Here is a 22,187-nt window from a genome sequence, read left to right as displayed (position 1 = left end):
CAGCTATTAACTGTAAAGGGGCATGGAAATGAAAACAAATACATTATCATTTCATGAGTTTACACGTACACCTAAAGAAGATTGGGCACAGGAAGTTAGCAAAAATACCGCGATCTCTTCAAAAGAAACGTTAGAAAACATCTTTTTGAAACCGCTTTATTTCGAAAGTGATACGGCACATTTAGACTACTTGCAGCAGAGTCCGGCGGGAATAGATTGTTTAAGAGGAGCCGGTAAAGAATCATACATACTAGGGGAATGGGAAATCACCCAAAAAATCGATTTACCTTCTATTAAAGAAAGCAATAACCTTCTTTTACACAGTTTGAGAAATGGACAAAATACGGCCGCTTTTACGTGCAGTGAAGCAATGAGGCAAGGGAAAGACGTTGATGAAGCAACTGAAGCTGAAGTAGCCTCAGGCGCTACAATTTCTACTTTAGAGGATGTTGCTCATTTGTTTCAGCATGTAGCTCTTGAAGCCGTGCCTTTATTTTTAAATACGGGATGTACATCCGTTCCACTTCTTTCGTTTCTGAAAGCATACTGTGTTGATCATAACTTTAATATGAGACAGCTAACAGGTACGGTTGGAATGGATCCGCTCGGCACCCTTGCTGAATATGGAAGAGTTCCACTTGCTACTCGAGATTTATACGATCATTTAGCTTACGCAACGCGTTTGGCTCACAGTAATGTTCCAGAGCTCAAAACGATCATTGTATCAAGCATTCCTTACCATAACAGCGGTGCAAACGCTGTTCAAGAACTAGCTTATATGCTTGCTACAGGGGTGCAGTATATTGATGAATGCATAAAACGCGGTTTGTCCTTACATCAAGTTTTACCTCACATGACCTTTTCTTTTTCAATTAGCTCACATTTATTTATGGAAATATCAAAGCTTCGTGCTTTTCGCATGCTTTGGGCAAATGTGGTTCGTGCTTTTGATGACACGGCCGTTTCAGTGCCGTTTATCCATACGGAAACGTCACCCCTTACACAGTCTAAAGAAGACATGTATACAAATGCATTAAGGAGCACGGTTCAAGCATTTGCTTCTATTGTAGGAGGAGCGGATAGTCTGCATATTGAACCATATGATTCCGTCACATCCTCATCTTCTCAGTTCGCTCATCGCCTTGCTCGTAACACTCACTTAATTTTGCAGCACGAAACACATATATCAAAAGTAATGGATCCTGCCGGAGGCTCTTGGTACGTTGAAGCCTACACACATGAATTAATGACAAAAGCTTGGGAGTTATTTGGCAACATTGAAGACCACGGCGGAATGGAAGAAGCTTTAAAACAAGGGCGAATTCAAGATGAAGTTGAACAAATGAGAGTAAAAAGACAAGAGGATATAGAGTGCCGAATTGAGCGCTTGATCGGAGTCACACACTATGCTCCTAAGCAACAGGATGTATCTCAAGAGATAAAAAGCACGCTGTTTAAAAAAGAAGAAATAAAAATGGATAAATACAGTGATCAGAACGCTTCGGGATTTTCATCAAATCTTTCGCTAGAGGACTATACAAAGCTAGCATCTAAAGGGGTAACAGCAGGGTGGATGCTAAAACAAATGGCGAAGCAGACACAGCCTGACAGTGTTGTGCCGCTCACTAAGTGGAGAGCAGCAGAGAAGTTTGAAAAAATACGGGTTTATACAAAGGGGATGAGCATCGGCATTATGGAGCTCACCGATCCTAGCAGCCGTAAAAAAGCTGAGATTGCCCGGTCTTTATTTGAAAGCGCAGGCTTTGCGTGTGAAACAATTAAAAACATAGATTCCTATGTCGAGATAGCAGATTTGATGAATGAACAAAAGCACGAAGCATATGTGATCTGTGGAAGTGATGAACTCGTGGAAAAGCTCTTAACAAAAGCGATGACTTATTTTGAGGAAGATTCCGTTTATGTGTACGTAGTGGGGGAAGAACATGTATCACGCAAAACGCAGTGGCAGCAAAAAGGTGTAATGAGCGTCATACATCCTAAAACGAATGTTATTCAATGCGTTAAGAAGTTATTATGTGCTTTGGAGGTAGAAGTTCATGTATAAAAAGCCTTCTTTTTCTAATATTCCATTATCATTTTCAAAGCAGCAAAGGGAAGATGACGTGACTCAAAGTTCATTCACTGCTTTTCAAACAAATGAACAAATTGAATTAAAATCAGTATATACAAAAAAAGACAGAGATAGCCTCGACTTTATTCACTTTGCACCTGGTGTCCCACCGTTTGTGAGAGGACCGTATGCAACGATGTATGTGAATCGACCTTGGACTATTAGACAGTATGCAGGATACTCAACCGCGGAGGAAAGCAATGCCTTTTACCGCCGAAACCTAGCTGCTGGACAGAAAGGGCTGTCTGTTGCTTTTGACCTCGCTACCCACCGCGGCTATGACTCTGATCATCCAAGAGTTATTGGAGATGTAGGGAAAGCAGGCGTGGCAATTGATTCAATGATGGATATGAAGCAGCTGTTTGAAGGGATTCCGCTTGATCAAATGTCCGTGTCGATGACAATGAACGGAGCGGTGCTTCCTATTTTAGCTTTCTACATCGTAACAGCTGAAGAACAAGGCGTAAAAAAAGAAAAGCTGGCTGGAACGATTCAAAATGATATTTTAAAAGAATATATGGTGCGCAATACGTATATTTATCCTCCTGAGATGTCAATGCGAATCATTGCGGATATTTTTAAATATACAGCGGAGTACATGCCGAAATTTAACAGTATTAGTATATCAGGCTATCATATGCAAGAAGCAGGTGCTCCAGCAGACTTAGAGCTTGCTTATACGCTTGCAGATGGACTTGAATATGTACGAACCGGCTTGAAAGCGGGAATTACAATTGACGCATTTGCTCCGAGGCTATCCTTTTTCTGGGCAATTGGAATGAACTATTTTATGGAAGTAGCGAAAATGAGAGCAGGGAGGCTGCTGTGGGCAAAACTAATGAAGCAGTTTGAGCCGGATAATCCTAAATCTTTAGCTCTTAGAACGCATTCTCAAACGTCCGGATGGAGCTTAACGGAGCAGGATCCATTTAATAATGTTATTAGAACATGCGTCGAAGCTCTGGCTGCAGTATCAGGACATACGCAGTCGCTTCATACAAACGCACTGGATGAAGCGATTGCTCTTCCAACTGATTTTTCAGCTAGGATTGCCCGAAACACGCAGCTTTATTTGCAAAATGAAACGGAGATTTGTTCCGTTATTGATCCTTGGGGAGGATCTTATTACGTGGAATCATTAACGAATGAATTAATGATAAAAGCGTGGAAGCACCTTGAAGAAATAGAGCAGCTCGGCGGAATGACAAAAGCAATAGAAGCAGGCGTACCTAAAATGAAAATAGAAGAAGCAGCTGCGCGCAGACAAGCAAGAATAGACTCGCAGGCAGAGATTATTGTAGGTGTGAATCAGTTTCAGCCGGAGCAAGAAGAACCGCTTGATATTCTTGATATTGATAACACAGCAGTTCGAATGAAGCAGCTGGAAAAGTTAAAGAAAATACGCAGTGAACGTAACGAACAAGCGGTAGTCGAAGCGCTTAATCGACTGACCAATTGTGCCAAAACAGGCAAAGGAAATCTCCTTGCTTTTGCGGTTGAAGCTGCGAGAGCTAGAGCTACACTAGGTGAAATTTCAGAAGCTATTGAGAAAGTGGCAGGAAGGCATCAGGCTACTTCTAAGTCAGTCAGCGGCGTATACAGTGCGGAGTTTGTCCACCGGGAACAAATAGAAGAAGTTCGAAAGCTAACGGCTAAGTTTTTAGAAGAAGAAGGAAGACGTCCAAGAATTTTAGTCGCGAAAATGGGGCAAGACGGTCATGACAGAGGGTCGAAAGTGATTTCAACAGCCTTCGCTGACCTTGGATTTGATGTTGATATCGGTCCTTTATTTCAAACGCCTCAAGAAACTGCAAGGCAAGCTGTAGAGAATGACGTACATGTGATTGGCATAAGCTCTTTGGCAGCCGGGCATAAAACGTTACTGCCGCAGCTTGTTGAGGAGTTAAAGAAATTAGAGCGCGACGATATCGTTGTTATTGTCGGAGGCGTTATTCCTAAACAAGACTACTCATTTCTTTTAGAACACGGAGCTTCTGCAATCTTTGGACCTGGAACAGTAATCCCAAAAGCGGCCGTTTCCGTTTTATCTGAAATAAAGAAACGGTTAGAAGAATAGTTGGTGAAGACAATTGGTAAAATTAAAAACGGTACAAGATTATAAACAAGGGCTGCTTGAAGGGAAAAGAACAGCGTTAGCTCAAGCCATTACTTTAATTGAAAGTAAAGCGCTGAAGCATAAAGTAATAGCACAACAGCTGATTAAAGAAATCTATCCTCATACGGGGCATTCAGTGCGCATTGGTTTTACAGGCGTACCCGGAGCAGGAAAAAGTACGCTGATTGACAAATTTGGGTCGTACCTATGCAAAAATGGCCATTCCGTTGCAGTTTTGGCAGTCGATCCAAGCAGTACCTTGTCTGGAGGAAGTATTTTAGGAGATAAAACGAGGATGGAGCTGCTTACCAAACAAGAGAACGCTTTTGTCCGTCCTTCACCTTCTCAAGGAACGCTTGGAGGTGTTCATCTTAAAACGAGAGAAGCCATTTTTCTTTGTGAAGCGGCTGGGTATAACATCATATTTGTCGAAACGATGGGTGTTGGCCAAGGTGAAATGATTGTAAAAGAGATGGTAGACTTCTTTGTTCTGCTCGCTTTAACTGGAGCGGGAGATGATTTGCAAGGAATTAAAAAAGGACTGCTTGAATGGGTTAATTTGATTTGTGTAAATAAAGCAGACGGGGATAACCGGCTAAAAGCAGAAGTTACCGCAAAAGAGTACGAAAGCTTCATCGGTTTCCTTCACGGTCATTCTGGAGGATGGAAACCACAGGTTACCACAACTTCTGCTTATGAGGAAACATCATTGCAACACTTGTGGAAGATAATTTGTGATTATAAGGAATGGATGAATAAAAATGATCTGTTTTATACAGTAAGGCAAAAGCAAATGAAGGCATGGTTACAAGCAAGTGTTAATGAATATTTACAAGAATCATTTTATGAACATCCTTTAGTTAAGCAAACGTTAGGGGATGTTGAAAAACAAATGATGACGGGAGATGTCACAATGGCTGAAGCTCTCGAACACTTGATTAAAACCTACCAGCAGGCGATGAAGGAAATATAAAAAAGATCCTGCATTTTATGCGGATCCTTCTACACTAGGGAGTTAAGAGTATGGTTTTCTAGCTGTAAAAATAGTATCACCATTTCTTTTCTTGTTTAATCTTGATTACCGAGAAAAAATGAGTCAAAGCAATCGCCTTTTTAGTTTTCGTTTGCTATGATAAAGAATAGATAGTAAAAGGGAGGTATGAAAATGAATATCGATTTTAACTTGTTTATGAACGACGTTGTTCGTCAAGCCCGTAAAGAAATTACAGCTGCTGGTTATACAGAATTAACGACGGCTGAAGCGGTAGATGAAACGTTTAAAAAGCCTGGTACAACGCTTGTAATGGTGAATTCAGTCTGCGGTTGTGCAGGAGGTATTGCAAGACCTGCTGCAGCGCACGCTGTACATTATGATAAACGTCCAACAAACTTGGTTACAGTATTTGCTGGGCAAGATAAAGAAGCAACTGCACGTGCACGCGAATACTTTGAAGGTTATCCGCCTTCATCTCCATCTTTCGCTTTATTAAAAGACGGAAAAATTATCACAATGGTAGAGCGTCACGAAATTGAAGGCCATGAGCCAATGTCAGTTGTGATGAAGCTGCAAGAAGCATTCGAACAGCATTGTGAAGAAGTGTAAGAGAGAAGCCGTTTTGAACGGCTTCTTTTTTTATGCGTTTTTTTACCTATCTGTATGCAGGCTTTCTAACGAGTGGAAAATGTTGAGAAAAGGTATTTTCAAATAGTGAAACTTATATTTAAAAAAGATATTGCATATTTATAATGTTGTGTTAAAATACATTTATATGAATATATATTTAAATTTCGACATTTACTTGCAATAGTAAAAAACTTATTTCATAATATTATTAATTTTTAAAAAATAATGTAAGGAATAAACTAGGGGGAACGAAGATGAAATTGAAGAAGTGGTTATCGGTAACGGCAATTGGTCTTTTAACAGCAGGCGTTTTAGCTGCATGCGGAGCAGGAGAAGGAACGTCTAACGGCGGAGCAAGCAGCGATGACAAAGATAAAAAAGTACTAGTAATGGGAACATCAGCAGATTACCCACCATTTGAATATATTGATACGGCAAAAGGCGATAGTGAAGCAATCGGATTTGACGTAGATTTAGCAAAAGCAATAGGTAAAAAGTTAGGCTATGACGTACAGGTGAAGGATATGGAATTTGGCGGATTAATTCCAGCTTTACAATCTAATAAAGTCGATTTAGTTTTAGCTGGTATGACGCCAACTGAAAAGCGTAAAAAGAACGTGGACTTCTCGGACGTATACTATGAAGCAAAAAACATGATTGTATCGAAGAAAGATGCGCCAATTAAAAATGCAGAAGAACTAAAAGGAAAAACAGTCGGTGTACAAACTTCTTCTATTCAAGCAGACGAAGCAAAAGAAATTGCAAAAGAAGTTGACGGAGTAAATGTAACAACGCGTGACCGTATTCCAGAGCTAATTCAAGAAATGAAATCAAATCGTATCAATGCAGCGATTATTGAAGACACAGTAGCTAAAGGGTATGTGAACAAAGACAAAAGCTTGCAAATGTCTGACACAGGGCGTCCAGATTCAAGTAAAGGATCAGCAATCGCATTTCCTAAAGACAGCAAGCTAACGAATGACTTTAACCGTGAATTAAAGAAAATGAAAGAAAACGGTGAATTAGATAAATTAATCGTTAAGTGGTTTGACGACCAAAAATAAGAATGACAGTTAGAGAGGAATGGAACTAGGCATGAATTTGGATTTTTCGCAAATCGTGCCTTCTATGCCTTATATTTTAAAAGGGATAGGGGTAACGATACAGATAGTCCTAGCTTCAGCAATTTTAGGGTTTGTGCTGGGAGTTATTTTATCTTTATGTAAAATCAGCCGCAATAAACCTCTTCAATGGTTTGCGGATGCATATACGTCCGTGTTTCGCGGAACACCGCTAGTACTGCAATTATTATTAATATACTTTGGATTACCTCAGTTGCTCGGGTTTGATATTGCCCCGTTTCCAGCGGCCGTTGCTGCGTTCGGGCTAAACTCTGCAGCATATATATCTGAAATTATTCGCGCTGGTATTTTAGCTGTTGATAAAGGACAGCGTGAAGCGGCATTAGCGTTAGGAATTCCTTATCGCCGCATGATGGGACAAATTATTTTGCCACAGGCACTTAAAAATATTTTACCTGCTTTAATGAATGAGTTCATTACATTAACAAAGGAATCAGCTATCGTTACAGTTATTGGAGCACTCGACATTATGCGCCGTGCTTACATTGTAGGTGGAGAAAAATTCGCCTACCTTGAACCGTTAATTTTTGCAGGGTTGATTTATTATGTAATGGTAATGGGCTTAACGCTCCTTGGTAAAGCAGTCGAGAGGAGAATGAGAAAAGGTGATTAACGTTGAAAATTTACACAAATCATTTGGTAAAAATGAAGTTTTAAAAGGTATTTCAACTACGATTAAAGAAAAGGAAGTCGTGGCTGTTATTGGCCCTTCTGGTTCTGGTAAATCTACTTTTTTACGCTGTATGAACCTGCTTGAAGAACCGACGAGCGGATTAGTTTCAATTAACGGTCAAGTGATTACAGATAAAAAAACAAACATTATGCGTGTGCGTGAAAACGTAGGAATGGTGTTTCAGCATTTTCACTTGTTTCCACATATGACAGTGCTTGAAAATTTGACGTATGCTCCGATGACGGTAAAAGGCGTGTCAAGAGAAACAGCTGTTGCTAAAGGCAAAGAATTACTCCAAAAAGTGGGACTTGCTCAAAAAGCCAACGAGTTTCCAAGTCGCTTATCGGGCGGTCAAAAGCAGCGTGTAGCTATTGCAAGAGCACTGGCAATGGAACCGAAAGTGATGCTGTTTGACGAACCAACATCAGCATTAGATCCAGAGATGGTAAAAGAAGTACTAGATGTAATGAAGTCGCTAACAGAAACAGGAATGACGATGGTCATTGTAACGCATGAAATGGGATTTGCACGAGAAGTAGCGGATCGTGTGCTGTTTTTAGACGGCGGTGTGCTTGTTGAAGATGCGCCTCCGGCTGAATTTTTCTCAGCGCCTAAAAGCAAGCGTGCTAAAGGTTTCTTAGAAAAGATTTTATAATAAAAAAAGTGCAGGAAGAGTACGATCTTTTCTGCACTTTTTTTATTGAAATTTATACGGTACAACAAGATTTAAGGTTGTGTTATTTTTCTATTCGTGTTAATAAAGAATAGAGTATTTTATCACACTAAAAAGAAACCAACATGTAGGAGTCTAGAAAATGAAATTTAAAATTGGGTACCGGACAATTAAAACAGCCGTCGGTACATCACTGGCTATTATTATAGCTCAGTTCTTTCACCTCGAGTTTTTTGTATCAGCTGGAATTATCACCATTTTGTGCATTCAAAATTCAAAGAAAAAATCGTTGCGAAGTGCAAGCGATCGTTTTATTGCTTGTTCTTTATCCATTCTGTTTTCGTTTATATTCTTTGAAGGGATTGCTTATCATCCACTTGTTATAGGACTGATGCTGCTTTTGTTTATCCCGGTTACGGTTATATTCAAAGTTAATGCAGGCATTGTTACAAGCTCCGTTATTTTGCTTCATATTTACTCCAAAGGCAATATGACATGGGGAATCGTCTTTAATGAACTTGGCTTAATTGTAATTGGGATAGGTGTTGCCCTGCTTGTAAATTTATACATGCCAAGTTTAGATCAAGAGCTTCGCACGTATCAGCAAGAAATTGAAGAAAATTTCCGGTCGATGTTAAAAGAAATTGCCCTGTATCTCAGAACCAATGACAGCAGTTGGGACGGTAAGGAAATTGCAGATACGGTAAAAATTTTAGAAAAAGCAAAAAGCCTTGCGTTTCGTGATGTAGAAAATCATTTTGTGCGTGGGGAAAATTATTATTACCGCTATTTTAAAATTCGTGAAAAACAGCTTGAAATTATTGAGCGTACGCTTCCTCTCATTACCGCTATTGATTTGGTGGTAGAACAGCGCTACATGATTGCCGATTTCATTGAAGAATTAAGTCTATCCATCCACCCCGGTAATACAGCAAAATTATTTTTAGCCAAACTTCAGCATTTACGAGAAGTGTTTGCAGAGATGCCGCTTCCTAAAACGCGGGAAGAGTTTGAAGCGCGTGCCGATTTACTGCACGTAGTCAAAGAAATTGAACAATATTTGGTTATTAAACAAACCTTAAAAATAAGTTAAACAGCATGCATGTTGTTTATCTTGCTTACGAACACTAAATAAGACAAGAGGTATCTCTCTTGTCTTTTACTTAGGACTAACGTAAGGTGGTGGATTACGTGCATGTGTTTGCTTTTATCCTTTTACTACTATCTCCGGTTTGGCCATTAGGAGAAAATCCGTTGCCAAATGATCCTTATATTATTATTAATAAACAAAGCAATGAGCTTGCTTATATTCAAAATAAAGAAATTAAACAAATTATTAAAGTAGCAACGGGGAAAACAGTTGATCTGACGCCCGAAGGGGAGTTCACGGTAACAGTAAAAGCTGTTAATCCTTATTATCGGAGAAGTAATATTGAAGGAGGCGCTCCTCAAAATCCTCTAGGTGTAAGGTGGATTGGGTTTGATGCAAGAGAGACTGACGGACGTATTTATGGCATTCACGGTACAAATCAGCCGGATTCCATCGGTAAATATGTATCGAATGGCTGTATTCGCGTAGAAAATCGTGAAGTAAGCCATTTATATGATCAAGTCCCGTTAGGTACAAAAGTATGGATTGTATCTACAGATCAATCTTTTGAAGAGTTAGCCGCTCAAAAAGGCATTGTGAATATACAGCAAAAGACTGGTGACTAGTCACCAGTCTTTTTTATATGTTTGCATTGCACAAAGAAGCAGCAGTGCACCTATGTTTTTAGTCATCAGTCTCGATTAAAACCACATGGAAAGTCCCGCTAAAAGCGTAGATATTAACATGACAAGAAGCATTAAAAACACAATGGTTTTTTGGATTTTCTTATTAGACATACAACCAAAGTCCTCCTACACGTTTTTTTCTTATTTTACATGTCTTCCGCTGCTTAGACAAGCAACTTTCTGTAGATACGCGAGCAGGAGATTTCTTTTGTTTTCAAGAATATGTGTAAATGAAAACGCTTTTTTAAGAGGTGAGAAAGTGATAAAAGGAATTGATCACATAGGAATAGCTGTAAAATCAATTGAAGGCAGCCTGCCTTTTTATGAAAAGGTATTAGGACTGTCTCTATTAAAAGTAGAAGAAGTAGAAGAACAAGGAGTAAAAGTTGCTTTTATTCAGTGCGGCAACGTAAAAATTGAATTATTAGAGCCGCTCTTTGAAGACAGTGCGGTCGGCGCGTTCATCAAAAAGAGAGGTGAAGGTCTTCATCATGTGGCTTTAGGTGTGCGCACGATTGAAGAACGGATTAACGAGTTAAAGGAAAAGGGTGTACAAATGATTGACGATGTTCCGCGAAAAGGTGCAGGGGAAGCATCCATTGCTTTTTTGCATCCAAAGTCAGCAAACGGTGTTCTTTATGAGCTCTGTGAAAAAACACTAGAGGAGGAGAAGAAACATGGTTGACATTTATGATAAATTAAATGAATTGTACGATAAGCGCCGGGAGATCGAGTTAGGCGGTGGAGACGAAAAAATTGAAAAACAGCACCATAAAGGGAAACTAACGGCACGCGAACGAATTGAAATTCTTTTGGATGAACATACATTTGTCGAATTAAATCCGTTTATTGAACATCGGTGTTCGGATTTCAGTATGAATAATCAAGTAGGACCAGGAGACGGGGTAGTAACAGGCTACGGCAAGATAAACGGTCGCTCAGTCTACTTGTTTTCGCAAGATTTTACAGTATTCGGAGGGGCGTTAGGTGAAATGCATGCTAAAAAAATTGCGCACGTAATGGACTTAGCGGCTAAAACAGGCGTGCCGTTTATTGGCTTAAATGATTCAGGTGGAGCTCGTATTCAAGAGGGAGTCATGTCTCTTGATGGATACGGTCATATTTTTTATCGAAATGCCATTTATTCGGGTGTCATGCCTCAAATATCTGTTATTATGGGTCCTTGTGCAGGCGGAGCCGTGTACTCACCGGCGATTACGGACTTTGTTTTTATGGTAGAAGAAACAAGTCAAATGTTCATTACAGGACCAAAAGTAATTGAAACGGTAACGGGAGAAAGCATTTCCTCAGAAAATCTTGGAGGAGCAGCTGTTCATAACGAAATTAGCGGTAATGCCCATTTTAGAGGTGCAACAGAACAAGAGGTGCTAGAACAAGTACGAACGCTCTTAAGCTATCTTCCTCAGTCTAGCCAAGAGCAGCCTCCTTTAGCCTCAAAGGCAGAGTGTGATCATTATCGTCCGGATTTATTAGACGTTGTCCCGTTTGATGCCGTGCGCCCTTACGATGTGCGTCAAGTCATTCAACAAGTAGTGGACGAGCACTCATTTTTTGAAGTTCAAAAAGACTTTGCAAGAAATATTGTCGTTGGTTTTGCCCGCATAGATGGAAAAGTTGTCGGACTTGTGTGTAACCAGCCTAAAGTAATGGCAGGCAGTTTAGATATTAACTCCTCAGATAAAGCAGCAAGGTTTATTCGATTTTGCGATTCATTTAATATCCCACTTATTACATTTGAAGATGTTACAGGTTTTTTTCCAGGTATCAAGCAGGAACATGGCGGGATTATACGTCATGGTGCTAAAATTTTATATGCATACTCCGAAGCTACCGTTCCGAAAATCACGGTGATTTTGCGAAAGGCATATGGCGGTGCATACGTAGCTTTAAATAGTAAATCGATTGGAGCGGACCTTGTGTATTCGTGGCCGAATGCAGAAATCGCTGTTATGGGTCCTCAAGGTGCTGCAAATATTATCTTTGCAAACGACATTCGAGGTAGCGAAAACCCAGATGAAACAAGACACGAAAAAATTGAACAGTATCGCGAGAAATTTGCTAATCCTTACGTAGCGGCAAGCGCTGGAATGGTTGATGATGTTATTGATCCTCGGGAAACGCGAACAAAATTAATACAAGCGCTTGAAATGTTGCACAATAAAAAGGAAGAGCGTCCAGCAAAGAAACATGGTAACATACCATTGTAGGTTATTTTTGGAGGGATTACATATTATGATTAATGAACAACGAATCGTTGATTTATTTATTGAATTAGTACAAGTAGACTCAGAAACAAAGCATGAAGAAAAAATTGCTGTTGTACTAAAAGAAAAATTTACCGCATTAGGCGTCGAAGTAGTAGAAGATGATGCCAAAGAAAAAACGGGCCACGGAGCCAACAACTTAATCTGCACACTGCCAGCTACAAAAGAAGGCGTAGACATAATCTACTTTACTTCTCATATGGATACAGTCGTACCTGGAAACGATATTAAACCATCTATTGAAGATGGCTATATTAAAAGTGACGGCACGACAATTCTTGGAGCGGATGATAAAGCAGGCTTAGCAGCAATGTTAGAAGCCATCACCGTATTAAAAGAAGAAAACATCGCGCACGGCAAAATTGAATTTATTATTACAGTAGGAGAAGAATCTGGCTTAGTGGGCGCTAAAGCTCTTGATTCTAGTCTCGTAACGGCAAAATTCGGCTATGCTTTAGATAGCGATGGCAAAGTGGGAGACATTATCGTTGCTGCGCCGACGCAAGCAAAAGTAAATGCAACAATTTATGGAAAAACAGCTCATGCAGGTGTAGCTCCTGAACGAGGCGTTTCTGCTATTACGATTGCTTCAAGAGCCATTTCTAAAATGCCGCTTGGACGTATTGATAAAGAGACTACAGCGAATATTGGACGCTTTGAAGGCGGAACGCAAACGAATATCGTGTGTGACCGCGTCGATATTTTAGCAGAAGCTCGTTCATTAATTCCAGAAAAAATGGAAGCACAAGTAGCGAAAATGAAAGAAGCGTTTGAAACAGCTGCACAAGAAATGGGCGGACGTGCAGAAGTTGATATTAAAGTGATGTATCCAGGCTTTAAATTTGGCGATGGAGATCATGTTGTCGAAGTTGCTAAAAAAGCCGTGGCTAATATCGATCGTCCTTCACGCCTGCTTCAAAGCGGAGGCGGAAGCGATGCAAATGTAATCGCAGGCTTTGATATCCCAACAGTAAATTTAGCAGTTGGTTATGAAGACATTCATACAACAAATGAAAAAATTCCGGTAGAAGAACTGGTGAAGACATCTGAACTAGTAGTGTCGATTATTAAAGAAGTAGCAAAATAATAGTTGCAGCCTTGCTTTTATATAAAAGCAAGGCTTTTTACATAGTGAATAGTAAATAGTCTGAATTTTTTAACATAATGTATAATGAAGAAAAGACGGTCGTTTTGTACAATAAAGTTAGTAATACATTTTACCAAAGTAGAAGTTGAAAATAACGTATATAAAAAATATGTAAGCGCTTTCAATTCGAGTTTTATCAACAGATATCCTTGGGAGGTTGATGCAATGCGATCACAGGAAAGTTTGCAGTCCATCATTCAAAACTTTAATGAAGTAGAAAAAGGGTTGTCAAATAGAGAAGCAGTCGAAGAATCTAATCGATGTTTGTACTGTTATGATGCACCCTGTATTCAGGCATGCCCTACAGGAATTGACATCCCGACGTTTATTAAAAAAATCGCATCGGGCAATTTAAAGGGGTCTGCCGAAACGATTATGTCTTCTAATCCCGTAGGAGCAAGCTGTTCGAGAGTTTGTCCAACCGATGAACTATGTGAAGGAGCGTGTGTGCTTAACCACTCAACCAAACCAATTATGATTGGAGATTTGCAGCGCTACGCAACGGATTGGGCTATTCAAAATGAACAGGTGCTGTTTGAGAAAGGAAAAGCAAACGGCAAAAAGGTAGCAATTGTTGGGGGAGGTCCGGCTGGTCTCTCTGCAGCAAGAGAACTGGCGCGATTTGGGTATGACGTAACCATTTTTGAAGCGGAAAAACAAGCAGGAGGGTTAAATACATATGGAATCGTGTCGTTTCGTCTTCCTCAAGCGATTTCATTCTGGGAAGTTGAACAAGTAAAAAACTTAGATGTAAAAATTAAAACAAACGTAAGAATTGGAGAAGATATTCTTCCAAGCGAATTGCTGCAGTCGTATGACGCGGTTGTATTAGCTATTGGTATGAGCAAGGTGCCTTCTCTACATGTTGAAGGTGAAGAGCTAGACGGTGTGTATGATGCGATTGATTTTGTGAAAAAAACGAAGTCAGAAGCGTTATCAACAGAATTTGTGGGTAAGCGTGTTGCCGTCATTGGTGCGGGAAATACTGCGATTGATGGTGCTACGTGTTCCGTGCGCTTGGGGGCTGAAAATGTTCAAATTTTATACCGTCGTACACGAGAAGAAATGACGGCCTATGATTTTGAATTTGAATTTGCAAAACAAGATGGTGTTGAATTCCGCTGGTTAACGGCTCCTATACGAATTATTGGAGATGAAAATGGTAAGGTAAGCGGGATTGAATGTGTAAAAATGACGTTAACAGATCCAGATGCAGACGGCCGAAGAAAGCCTGTTCCTGTTGAAGGTTCAACGTTTACCATTCCAGTCGATGCTGTTGTTAAAGCAATTGGTCAAGAACGATACCTGTCTTTGATTCAACAATTCCAGCTGCATCATGAAGACGGAGTTGTCTTAATTAATCAAGAGACGTTTCAAACATCAAATCCAAAAGTATTTGCTTGCGGAGACGTTATTTTTGGTAAAGGGCAAGGAGAAGCAATGGTTGTGACCGCTGCTCAGCAAGGAAAACAAACGGCGTTAAATATTCATATGCAGTTAACAAAAGAAACAATGGAAACAGCTTAAAATCAGGAGGAGGAGAAATCTATGGCAGATTTAACAACAAATTTAGCAGGTATTCAATCACCAAATCCGTTTTGGCTGGCATCCGCACCGCCAACCAATTCAGGTTATCAAGTGCAGCGTGCATTTGAAGCAGGATGGGGAGGCGCAGTTTGGAAAACGCTTGGTGATCCGATTTTAAATGTTTCCTCTCGATTTGCTGCCGTTGGCTTCAACGGCCAGCGCGTAGCCGGCTTTAATAATATTGAGTTAATCACTGATCGTCCGCTTGAAGTTAATTTGAAGGAAATCTATGAAACGAAAAAGAAATTTCCTAACCACGCAATTATTGCCTCTCTTATGGTAGAGCCTCAGCAAGAAAAATGGCATGAGATTGTCAAAAAAGTAGAAGACGTAGGAGTGGACGGATTAGAGCTGAACTTTGGCTGTCCGCATGGAATGGCAGAACGAGGGATGGGTGCTGCCTCTGGGCAAGTCCCTGATTTGGTTGAAAAACAAACGTATTGGGCTAAAGAAGTTGCCCAAACGCCGGTTATTGTTAAATTAACCCCAAATATCACAGATATCACCGTTACAGCAGAAGCAGCGGTTCGAGGCGGTGCTGACGCTGTTAGTATGATTAACACTATTAATAGTTTAGCAGGAGTAGACATTCATTCATGGAATACAATTCCACACGTAGCAGGAAAAGGCGCTCACGGAGGTTATTGCGGCCCGGCTGTTAAGCCGATTGCATTAAACATGGTTGCTGAATGCGCAAGAAGTCCGTTCATTAACGTTCCAATATCAGGTATGGGAGGCGTTTCGAACTGGCAGGAAGCCGTCGAATTTATGCTCATGGGTGCTACAGGAGTGCAAGTATGTACAGCTGCTATGCATCACGGGTTCCGCATTGTAGAGGATATGATTCAAGGTCTCAATTATTATTTGGATGAAAGAGGAATCCAAAAAGTAAGTGACATTGTAGGAAAGGCGGTTTCAAAATATTCCGACTGGGGCAACTTAGATCTCAATTATAAAGTAGTGGCTCGCATCGATCCGGATACGTGTATTAACTGCAATAAGTGTCATATTTCTTGTGAAGATACTTCTCACCAATGTATTGATATGCTGAAAGATCCTTCAGGGAAATCTTATTTAAAAGTAAGAGAAGAAGATTGTGTAGGCTGTAATTTATGTTCGATTGTATGTCCGGTGGACGGGGCTATATCCATGGTTGAATTACCAAATGAACAGCCTCCAATGACGTGGAATGAACGCCAAGCTGCTTTACAAGCGACGGCTGCACAGCGATTAGACGTATAAAGACAAAGGAAAGGGGATGAAGAAATGAAGAAAATCGTTAAAAATGGTGTAGTAGTCACAGCAACAGATACGTATAAAGCCGATATTTTAATTGAAAATGGAGTTATTTCGGCAATTGGCTCGGCATTTGAAGAGCAGGGCTGTGAAGTGATTGATGCAAAAGGCAACTATGTATTTCCAGGAGGCATCGATCCTCATACTCATTTAGATATGCCGTTTGGAGGCACCGTTACAAAAGATGACTTTGAAACAGGTACAAGAGCAGCAGCTTTTGGAGGTACGACAACTGTTATTGATTTTTGCTTAACCAATAAAGGCGAACCGCTGCAAAAAGCGATCGGCACATGGCATGAAAAATCAAAAGGAAAAGCGGCTATCGATTATAGCTTTCATCTAATGATTGGAGAAATCACGGAAGAAGTATTAAATGAGCTTCCTACGATTATTGAAAAAGAAGGAATTACTTCTTTTAAAGTGTTCATGGCCTATAAAAATGTTTTTCAAGCAGACGATGCTACCCTTTATCAAACGCTAGTGCAAGCTAAAAAACTAGGGGCGCTTGTGATGGTACATGCTGAAAATGGAGATGTTATTGAGTATTTAACGGCAAAAGCACTAGAACAAGGACAAACCGATCCTATCTATCATGCACTGACTCGTCCTCCAGAAATAGAAGGAGAAGCTACGGGAAGAGCCGCGGTGCTAACGGAGCTGGCTGACTCACAGCTCTATGTTGTTCACGTGTCGTGCGCTGAAGCGGTTAAAAAGATTGCTGAAGCAAGGGAAAAAGGCGTAAATATCTGGGGCGAAACGTGTCCGCAGTATTTGACGCTTGACCAAACCTATTTAGAAAAACCGAATTTTGAAGGAGCAAAATACGTATGGTCGCCGCCTTTACGTGAAAAATGGAACCAAGATGTTTTGTGGAATGCTCTGCGTAATGGTGACTTGCAAACGATTGGATCAGATCAGTGTTCGTTTGATTTTAACGGTCAAAAAGATCTGGGGAAAGGAGATTTTACGAAGATTCCAAACGGAGGCCCTATTATCGAGGATCGCATGAGTATTTTATTTTCAGAAGGAGTAGTGAAGAAACGAATTAATATAAATCAGTTTGTTGATATAACATCAACAAAAATTGCTAAGCTGTTCGGACTGTACCCGAAAAAAGGAACAATAGCGGTTGGCGCAGACGCGGATCTGCTTATATTTGACCCTTCTATTGAACGTACGGTTTCAGCAAACACGCATCATATGGCAGTCGATTATAGCGCATTTGAGGGAATGAAAGTCACAGGTGAGCCGGTTTCAGTACTTTGCCGCGGGGAATTTGTCGTAAAAGATAAGCAGTTTGTCGGTCAAAAAGGATACGGACAATTTACAAAAAGAGCAAAGTTTAATGAGTTAAACACGGATAACGAAGCTGAAAAATTAATGTTATAAAAACAGATGAAGAAATAGATCGGAGGCAGGGAAATGTCAAGTTACCATGAATATATGGCAGAGCGAGAAAAGATTGATTTTTTGCTGCAAAAAGGATTTAAAATAACAGCCGTAACGGAGAATCTAAGCGGTGCATTTGTGACGTTTGAACGCACCGAAAATAACCAAACCGAACAAGAAACGCTCCATATATTGACGGCGGATGCTAGAAAATATTTTTCATCCGTACTGATTCAACAAGTATAAAAACGGAGGCTGGGACAAAATTATTTTAGCTGAAGAGAAATCCGAACGATGAATCGTTCGGATTTTTTTATTGGTAGGGTGAACGTAGGTTTCATGTATGTAGGTGCTTCTGGCTGTTGATTGGAGTAATTTAATTATGGTTCAATCTCTTTATTTGTTTACTAATACCTATAAGTTTTTAACTATATTGGCTGACAAAAGTGATCCGTTTGTTTGTTTTTTTCGTTTTGGATGTGAAGCAAAATAACTAGATATTATCCATTCACTGTATTACAGTTGTTACATTTCGTTTACATCGAAAGAGAAAAGGTTTAGTTATCTAGTAAATTGTAGTAAATATTATAGTAGAACGTTTTCAAACTAAATCTATTAAATACGAAAAGGGTGTGACACGGATGGATCAAGCTACGCAGTGTATGACACAAGAAGAAACAAAAATTATTGATAAATTAAAAATGGAAATGTTAAATGCAGTGTCACTACAAGATTTGCGTTTTTATAAAAAAGAAATTCACCGAATTAAAGAACAAGCGGTTAAACGCCACGGTTTTTTTAATAAATTACAGCAAACAGCTCAGAAGCTGTAACGATCTATTATCGTTACAGCTTTTTTCGTTTCTTTCATTAAATATTTTATTTCTTCTAAATATTTAATATAATGTAAGAAGATATAGCTTTTGTTCTACACATATGCGAAATACGCGTTAATGATCCAGGAGACATGATGTGAAATTCGCTAGGGGCGGTGTTGACTTGAAATCATATTTAACAGTAACAGAGATTTTAACAAGGAAACATTTTGTAAACTGTGAAGTAATAGCTGGAGAGAAAGGGCTTACTAATTCTGTGAAGTGGGTGCACGTGATGGAAGTGACGCGCATTAATGAGCTGCTAAAAGGAAACGAGCTCATTTTATCAACAGGGGTAGGCTGGGGAGAAGATTCTCAATCTTGTTTATCATTTCTTCAGCAATTAATTTCTTGTAAGGCATCAGGACTGTGTATTGAACTTGGCACTTATACTTCTAAGATTCCGCAAATTGTAATTGATAAAGCGAACGAATGCGATTTTCCGATTATTTTATTTCACGAGGAAGTTCCGTTCGTTGAAATTACGCAAGATGTTCACTCGCTTTTAATTAATCAGCACTATCAAATGATTTCCGATTTAGAACAGTATTCTCATAGGCTAAATCAGCTGCTGTTAACAGTTAATGACCCGGCCCTCATCTTACAGTGTTTATATGAATCTACGGGGCTTCTTGTCGGCCTTAAAGTTTCAAATGAATTGCTTACCTTTGCTCCGGAGATGGACTTGCTCAAACAGCAGCTTCTACTTCATTATATAAGCAGGGAAAATGAAAGTCCGCATTTTATTGAGCAGCCTATTCATTTATTAGGACAAGATTATGCTCAGTTGTATGTTGCTTCTATAAATGAAGCGTTAACAGAACTTGAAGTGCTCACCGTTGACCGAACGGCGACTGCACTTGCTCAGCATTTTTTGAAGGACCTGTATGTCGAAGAGAAAAAAAGAGTAGATGAAACCGAATGGATGACGAAATGGATGAACGGAGAGTTAACTCTTGAACAAATAAAAGACTCTATGCACGAAGTGTGTTCAGATTCGCCTATTCGCGGAGGTGTCGTTGTTTGCTGTAAGTGGCAAAGGCGGGAGAAGTTTGATCGAACGTATTTTAAGCTGATCTTGCGAAGCATTTTTGAACAAGAAGGCTTTCACTTATTAGTCTCCGAGCGAAATCGCGAAGTATTATTTATTCTTTTGAACAAACGAATGGTTAGCACGTGGAGAGAGAGATTAGAAAACAGCCTTCATCGCTGGATGAATCAATATGAATCGGATGAAAATTCAAAGAGGAACGCCATTAGCTTTATCGGAATTGGCCAATACTGTGAACAGCTTGACTGCATGCATAAAAGCTATGACACGGCTAAAGAAACGATTTCGATTCAAGAAATGCTGCAAAAACAAACCATTATTCATTTTTATGATGATTTGCATATGTACCGGATTATTTCGCTTTTACATCAGCATGAAGACTTACAGGAAGTGGTGTTTGAATATCTGCAGCCCGTTATTACATATGATGAAACGTATAATGCAAAACTCATGGAAACATTAAAAATTTATTTAGCATGCAACGGATCTAAACAAGAGACGGCTAAGCGTTTATACATTGTCCGGCAAACGCTGTATCACCGTATTGAAAAACTAGAAAAGCTACTGGGTGAAGACTTTATGGAGCCGGAAAAACGACTGGCAATTGAGTTTATGATTATGGCATATGAATATTTGTTTATGATGAAAAAGTCCCGTGCGGAATTTATAAACGGATAAGTAAGCAGCTGGAAACAGCTGTTTTTTTTATGTTGAGGCTGATTTTACTATATGTTCATTTTAGTTCATGCTTTCTCCGAGTTCACTGCGCAAAATGTGAAACGAGAATCTAGAGTTGTTTCACATTTTGTCTAATGCAACCACCATTTATTTATTCAATAATAAAAGTAGATTTGTCATTTCTTATTTTTTGAGGAGGCCAAGCGATATGTCAGTTGTGAATAATGATACGCAAGTTTTAAAAAATTACGTGGGCGGAAAATGGGTTGATACGGCAGGAAAAAAATTTGGAGAGGTAATTAATCCATCGACGGGCGAAGTAATTGCAAAAGTACCGCTTTCTACAAAAGAAGACGTAGCCAATGCGGTGGAAACAGCGCAAAAAACATTTGAAACATGGCGTAACGTTCCTGCTCCAAAACGAGCAAGATTAATGTTTGCGTTTCAGCATTTACTAGTTAAGCATCATGAAGAGTTAGCTAAATTAGTTGTACAAGAAAACGGCAAGGCTTTTAAAGAAGCTTACGGTGAAGTACAGCGCGGTATTGAATGCGTGGAGTTTGCCGCGGGTGCTCCTACTTTATTAATGGGGGAATCATTAAATAACATAGCGGAAGAAATTGATTCTGAGATGTTCCGTTTTCCACTGGGTGTCGTTGGTGGCATAACACCTTTTAACTTTCCGATGATGGTACCGCTTTGGATGTTCCCTCTTGCAATTGTATGTGGAAATGCGTTTGTATTAAAACCGTCTGAGCGAACGCCGCTTTTAGCAACGCGACTTGCTGAACTTTTTACAGAAGCAGGAGCACCGGATGGATTATTAAATATTGTGCACGGGGCACACGACGTCGTGAACGGATTAATAGAGCATGAAAAAGTTAAAGCGATTTCATTCGTGGGATCGCAGCCGGTAGCAAAATATGTTTATGAACAAGCTGCAGCTCAAGGGAAACGAGTTCAGGCTTTATCTGGAGCTAAAAATCATCATGTTGTGATGCCAGACTGCGATATGGATAAAGCGGTATCACATATTATCAGCTCTGCTTATGGAAGTGCCGGCCAGCGATGCATGGCGTGCAGCGCCGTGGTCGTGGTGGGTGAAAAAGGCGATGAATTCGTCGCAAAATTAAAGCAAAAAGCAGATGAATTAATTATGGGAAGCGGCTTTGATGATGAAGTGCTTCTAACGCCTGTGATTCGAAAAGAGCACCGTGATAAGGTGCTGGATTATATTGAACTTGGCATGAAAGAAGGGGCGGAACTCATTCGTGACGGACGTAAAGAAATGGATGAACATACGGAAGGCAATTTCTTAGGAGCAACAATTTTTGACCGCGTAACTCCTGATATGACCATTGCTAAAGAAGAGATTTTTGCACCTGTACTAAGCTTGCTTCGCGCTGACACATTAGATGAAGCACTTCGCTATATGGAAAAATCCCGTTTTGGAAATGGAGCAACGATTTATACAAAAGATGCAAAAGCGGTGCGTCAATTTAGAGAAGAAGCAGATGCGGGTATGCTCGGTATTAACGTAGGAGTACCTGCTACAATGGCCTTCTTCCCATTCTCCGGTTGGAAAGACTCTTTTTACGGAGATTTGCATGTCAACGGCAAAGATGGTTTGAACTTCTTTACACGTAAAAAGATGGTTACATCACGCTTTGACTTTTAACATATAGATGAATATAGCAAGTGGCTTCGGCATTTTGTCGAAGTCTTTTCATACAGAAAAAAAATA

General features: G+C 39.9%; 20 protein-coding genes. 19 read left to right on the top strand and 1 reads right to left on the bottom strand.

What is annotated here, in order from left to right; all coding sequences use genetic code 11:
• The first annotated feature begins 28 nt into the window (after positions 1-28).
• From ACN6NE_RS06775 to ACN6NE_RS06735, 9 genes are all read left to right on the top strand, one after another.
• Positions 29-2,065, top strand: coding sequence for a methylmalonyl-CoA mutase family protein (locus tag ACN6NE_RS06775; RefSeq protein WP_474324955.1), 2,037 nt, complete (start codon positions 29-31; stop codon positions 2,063-2,065).
• Positions 2,058-4,208, top strand: a complete 2,151-nt coding sequence (scpA, locus tag ACN6NE_RS06770; protein ID WP_474324953.1) for a methylmalonyl-CoA mutase — start codon at positions 2,058-2,060, stop codon at positions 4,206-4,208. The genes ACN6NE_RS06775 and scpA overlap by 8 nt, the downstream gene beginning before the upstream one ends.
• A gap of 13 nt (positions 4,209-4,221) precedes the next feature.
• Positions 4,222-5,220, top strand: coding sequence for a methylmalonyl Co-A mutase-associated GTPase MeaB (meaB, locus tag ACN6NE_RS06765; RefSeq protein WP_474324951.1), 999 nt, complete (start codon positions 4,222-4,224; stop codon positions 5,218-5,220).
• A gap of 192 nt (positions 5,221-5,412) precedes the next feature.
• A complete protein-coding gene (locus ACN6NE_RS06760; RefSeq protein ID WP_013059116.1) occupies positions 5,413-5,850 on the top strand; it encodes a BrxA/BrxB family bacilliredoxin in 438 nt (145 codons plus the stop codon).
• A gap of 281 nt (positions 5,851-6,131) precedes the next feature.
• Entirely contained in the window at positions 6,132-6,935 is an 804-nt protein-coding gene (locus ACN6NE_RS06755) for a transporter substrate-binding domain-containing protein (RefSeq protein ID WP_438616510.1), read from the top strand.
• A 31-nt stretch (positions 6,936-6,966) separates the two neighbouring features.
• Positions 6,967-7,626 (top strand): amino acid ABC transporter permease, encoded by a 660-nt coding sequence (locus ACN6NE_RS06750; RefSeq protein ID WP_013059114.1) that lies wholly within the window; start codon positions 6,967-6,969, stop codon positions 7,624-7,626.
• The gene (locus ACN6NE_RS06745; RefSeq protein WP_129704704.1) at positions 7,619-8,341 is read left to right on the top strand and encodes an amino acid ABC transporter ATP-binding protein; all 723 of its coding nucleotides are present in this window, start codon (positions 7,619-7,621) and stop codon (positions 8,339-8,341) included. Before ACN6NE_RS06750 ends, ACN6NE_RS06745 begins: the two co-directional genes overlap by 8 nt.
• Before the next feature lie 160 nt (positions 8,342-8,501).
• Positions 8,502-9,452 carry an aromatic acid exporter family protein gene (locus ACN6NE_RS06740; protein WP_129704702.1) on the top strand — a complete coding sequence of 317 codons (951 nt, stop codon included), beginning with the start codon at positions 8,502-8,504 and terminating at the stop codon, positions 9,450-9,452.
• Positions 9,453-9,550: 98 nt separating this feature from the next.
• Entirely contained in the window at positions 9,551-10,075 is a 525-nt protein-coding gene (locus ACN6NE_RS06735) for a L,D-transpeptidase (protein ID WP_129704700.1), read from the top strand.
• 75 nt (positions 10,076-10,150) lie between these two features.
• On the opposite strand, the gene prli42 is transcribed toward ACN6NE_RS06735, so the two are convergent.
• Positions 10,151-10,246 (bottom strand): stressosome-associated protein Prli42, encoded by a 96-nt coding sequence (prli42, locus tag ACN6NE_RS06730; protein WP_474324948.1) that lies wholly within the window; start codon positions 10,244-10,246, stop codon positions 10,151-10,153.
• 148 nt (positions 10,247-10,394) lie between these two features.
• Between prli42 and mce the strand changes: the two genes are divergently transcribed.
• The 10 genes from mce (at position 10,395) to ACN6NE_RS06680 (ending at position 22,121) form a co-directional block, all read left to right on the top strand.
• Complete coding sequence (mce, locus tag ACN6NE_RS06725; RefSeq protein WP_028411573.1) at positions 10,395-10,820, top strand: methylmalonyl-CoA epimerase; 426 nt, start codon at positions 10,395-10,397, stop codon at positions 10,818-10,820.
• Positions 10,813-12,363: an acyl-CoA carboxylase subunit beta gene (locus ACN6NE_RS06720; protein ID WP_129704696.1), complete on the top strand. Its 1,551-nt coding sequence runs from the start codon at positions 10,813-10,815 to the stop codon at positions 12,361-12,363. The genes mce and ACN6NE_RS06720 overlap by 8 nt, the downstream gene beginning before the upstream one ends.
• Before the next feature lie 25 nt (positions 12,364-12,388).
• On the top strand, positions 12,389-13,507 hold the full coding sequence (locus ACN6NE_RS06715; protein WP_129704694.1) for a tripeptidase T: 1,119 nt from the start codon (positions 12,389-12,391) through the stop codon (positions 13,505-13,507).
• A 225-nt stretch (positions 13,508-13,732) separates the two neighbouring features.
• Positions 13,733-15,094: an NAD(P)-dependent oxidoreductase gene (locus ACN6NE_RS06710; RefSeq protein WP_025750470.1), complete on the top strand. Its 1,362-nt coding sequence runs from the start codon at positions 13,733-13,735 to the stop codon at positions 15,092-15,094.
• Between the two features lie 21 nt (positions 15,095-15,115).
• Positions 15,116-16,396, top strand: coding sequence for an NAD-dependent dihydropyrimidine dehydrogenase subunit PreA (preA, locus tag ACN6NE_RS06705; protein WP_129704692.1), 1,281 nt, complete (start codon positions 15,116-15,118; stop codon positions 16,394-16,396).
• 24 nt (positions 16,397-16,420) lie between these two features.
• Complete coding sequence (hydA, locus tag ACN6NE_RS06700; RefSeq protein WP_474324945.1) at positions 16,421-17,839, top strand: dihydropyrimidinase; 1,419 nt, start codon at positions 16,421-16,423, stop codon at positions 17,837-17,839.
• Positions 17,840-17,872: 33 nt separating this feature from the next.
• Positions 17,873-18,085 (top strand): hypothetical protein, encoded by a 213-nt coding sequence (locus ACN6NE_RS06695; protein ID WP_013084958.1) that lies wholly within the window; start codon positions 17,873-17,875, stop codon positions 18,083-18,085.
• Positions 18,086-18,480: 395 nt separating this feature from the next.
• Complete coding sequence (locus tag ACN6NE_RS06690; RefSeq protein ID WP_013059103.1) at positions 18,481-18,672, top strand: hypothetical protein; 192 nt, start codon at positions 18,481-18,483, stop codon at positions 18,670-18,672.
• Between the two features lie 139 nt (positions 18,673-18,811).
• A complete protein-coding gene (locus ACN6NE_RS06685) occupies positions 18,812-20,443 on the top strand; it encodes a PucR family transcriptional regulator (protein WP_129704688.1) in 1,632 nt (543 codons plus the stop codon).
• A 208-nt stretch (positions 20,444-20,651) separates the two neighbouring features.
• Positions 20,652-22,121: a CoA-acylating methylmalonate-semialdehyde dehydrogenase gene (locus ACN6NE_RS06680; RefSeq protein ID WP_116073579.1), complete on the top strand. Its 1,470-nt coding sequence runs from the start codon at positions 20,652-20,654 to the stop codon at positions 22,119-22,121.
• Positions 22,122-22,187 lie beyond the last annotated feature (66 nt).

This window comes from Priestia sp. 53B2 (assembly GCF_056099005.1).
This window is presented reverse-complemented; position numbering and strand designations above follow the sequence as displayed.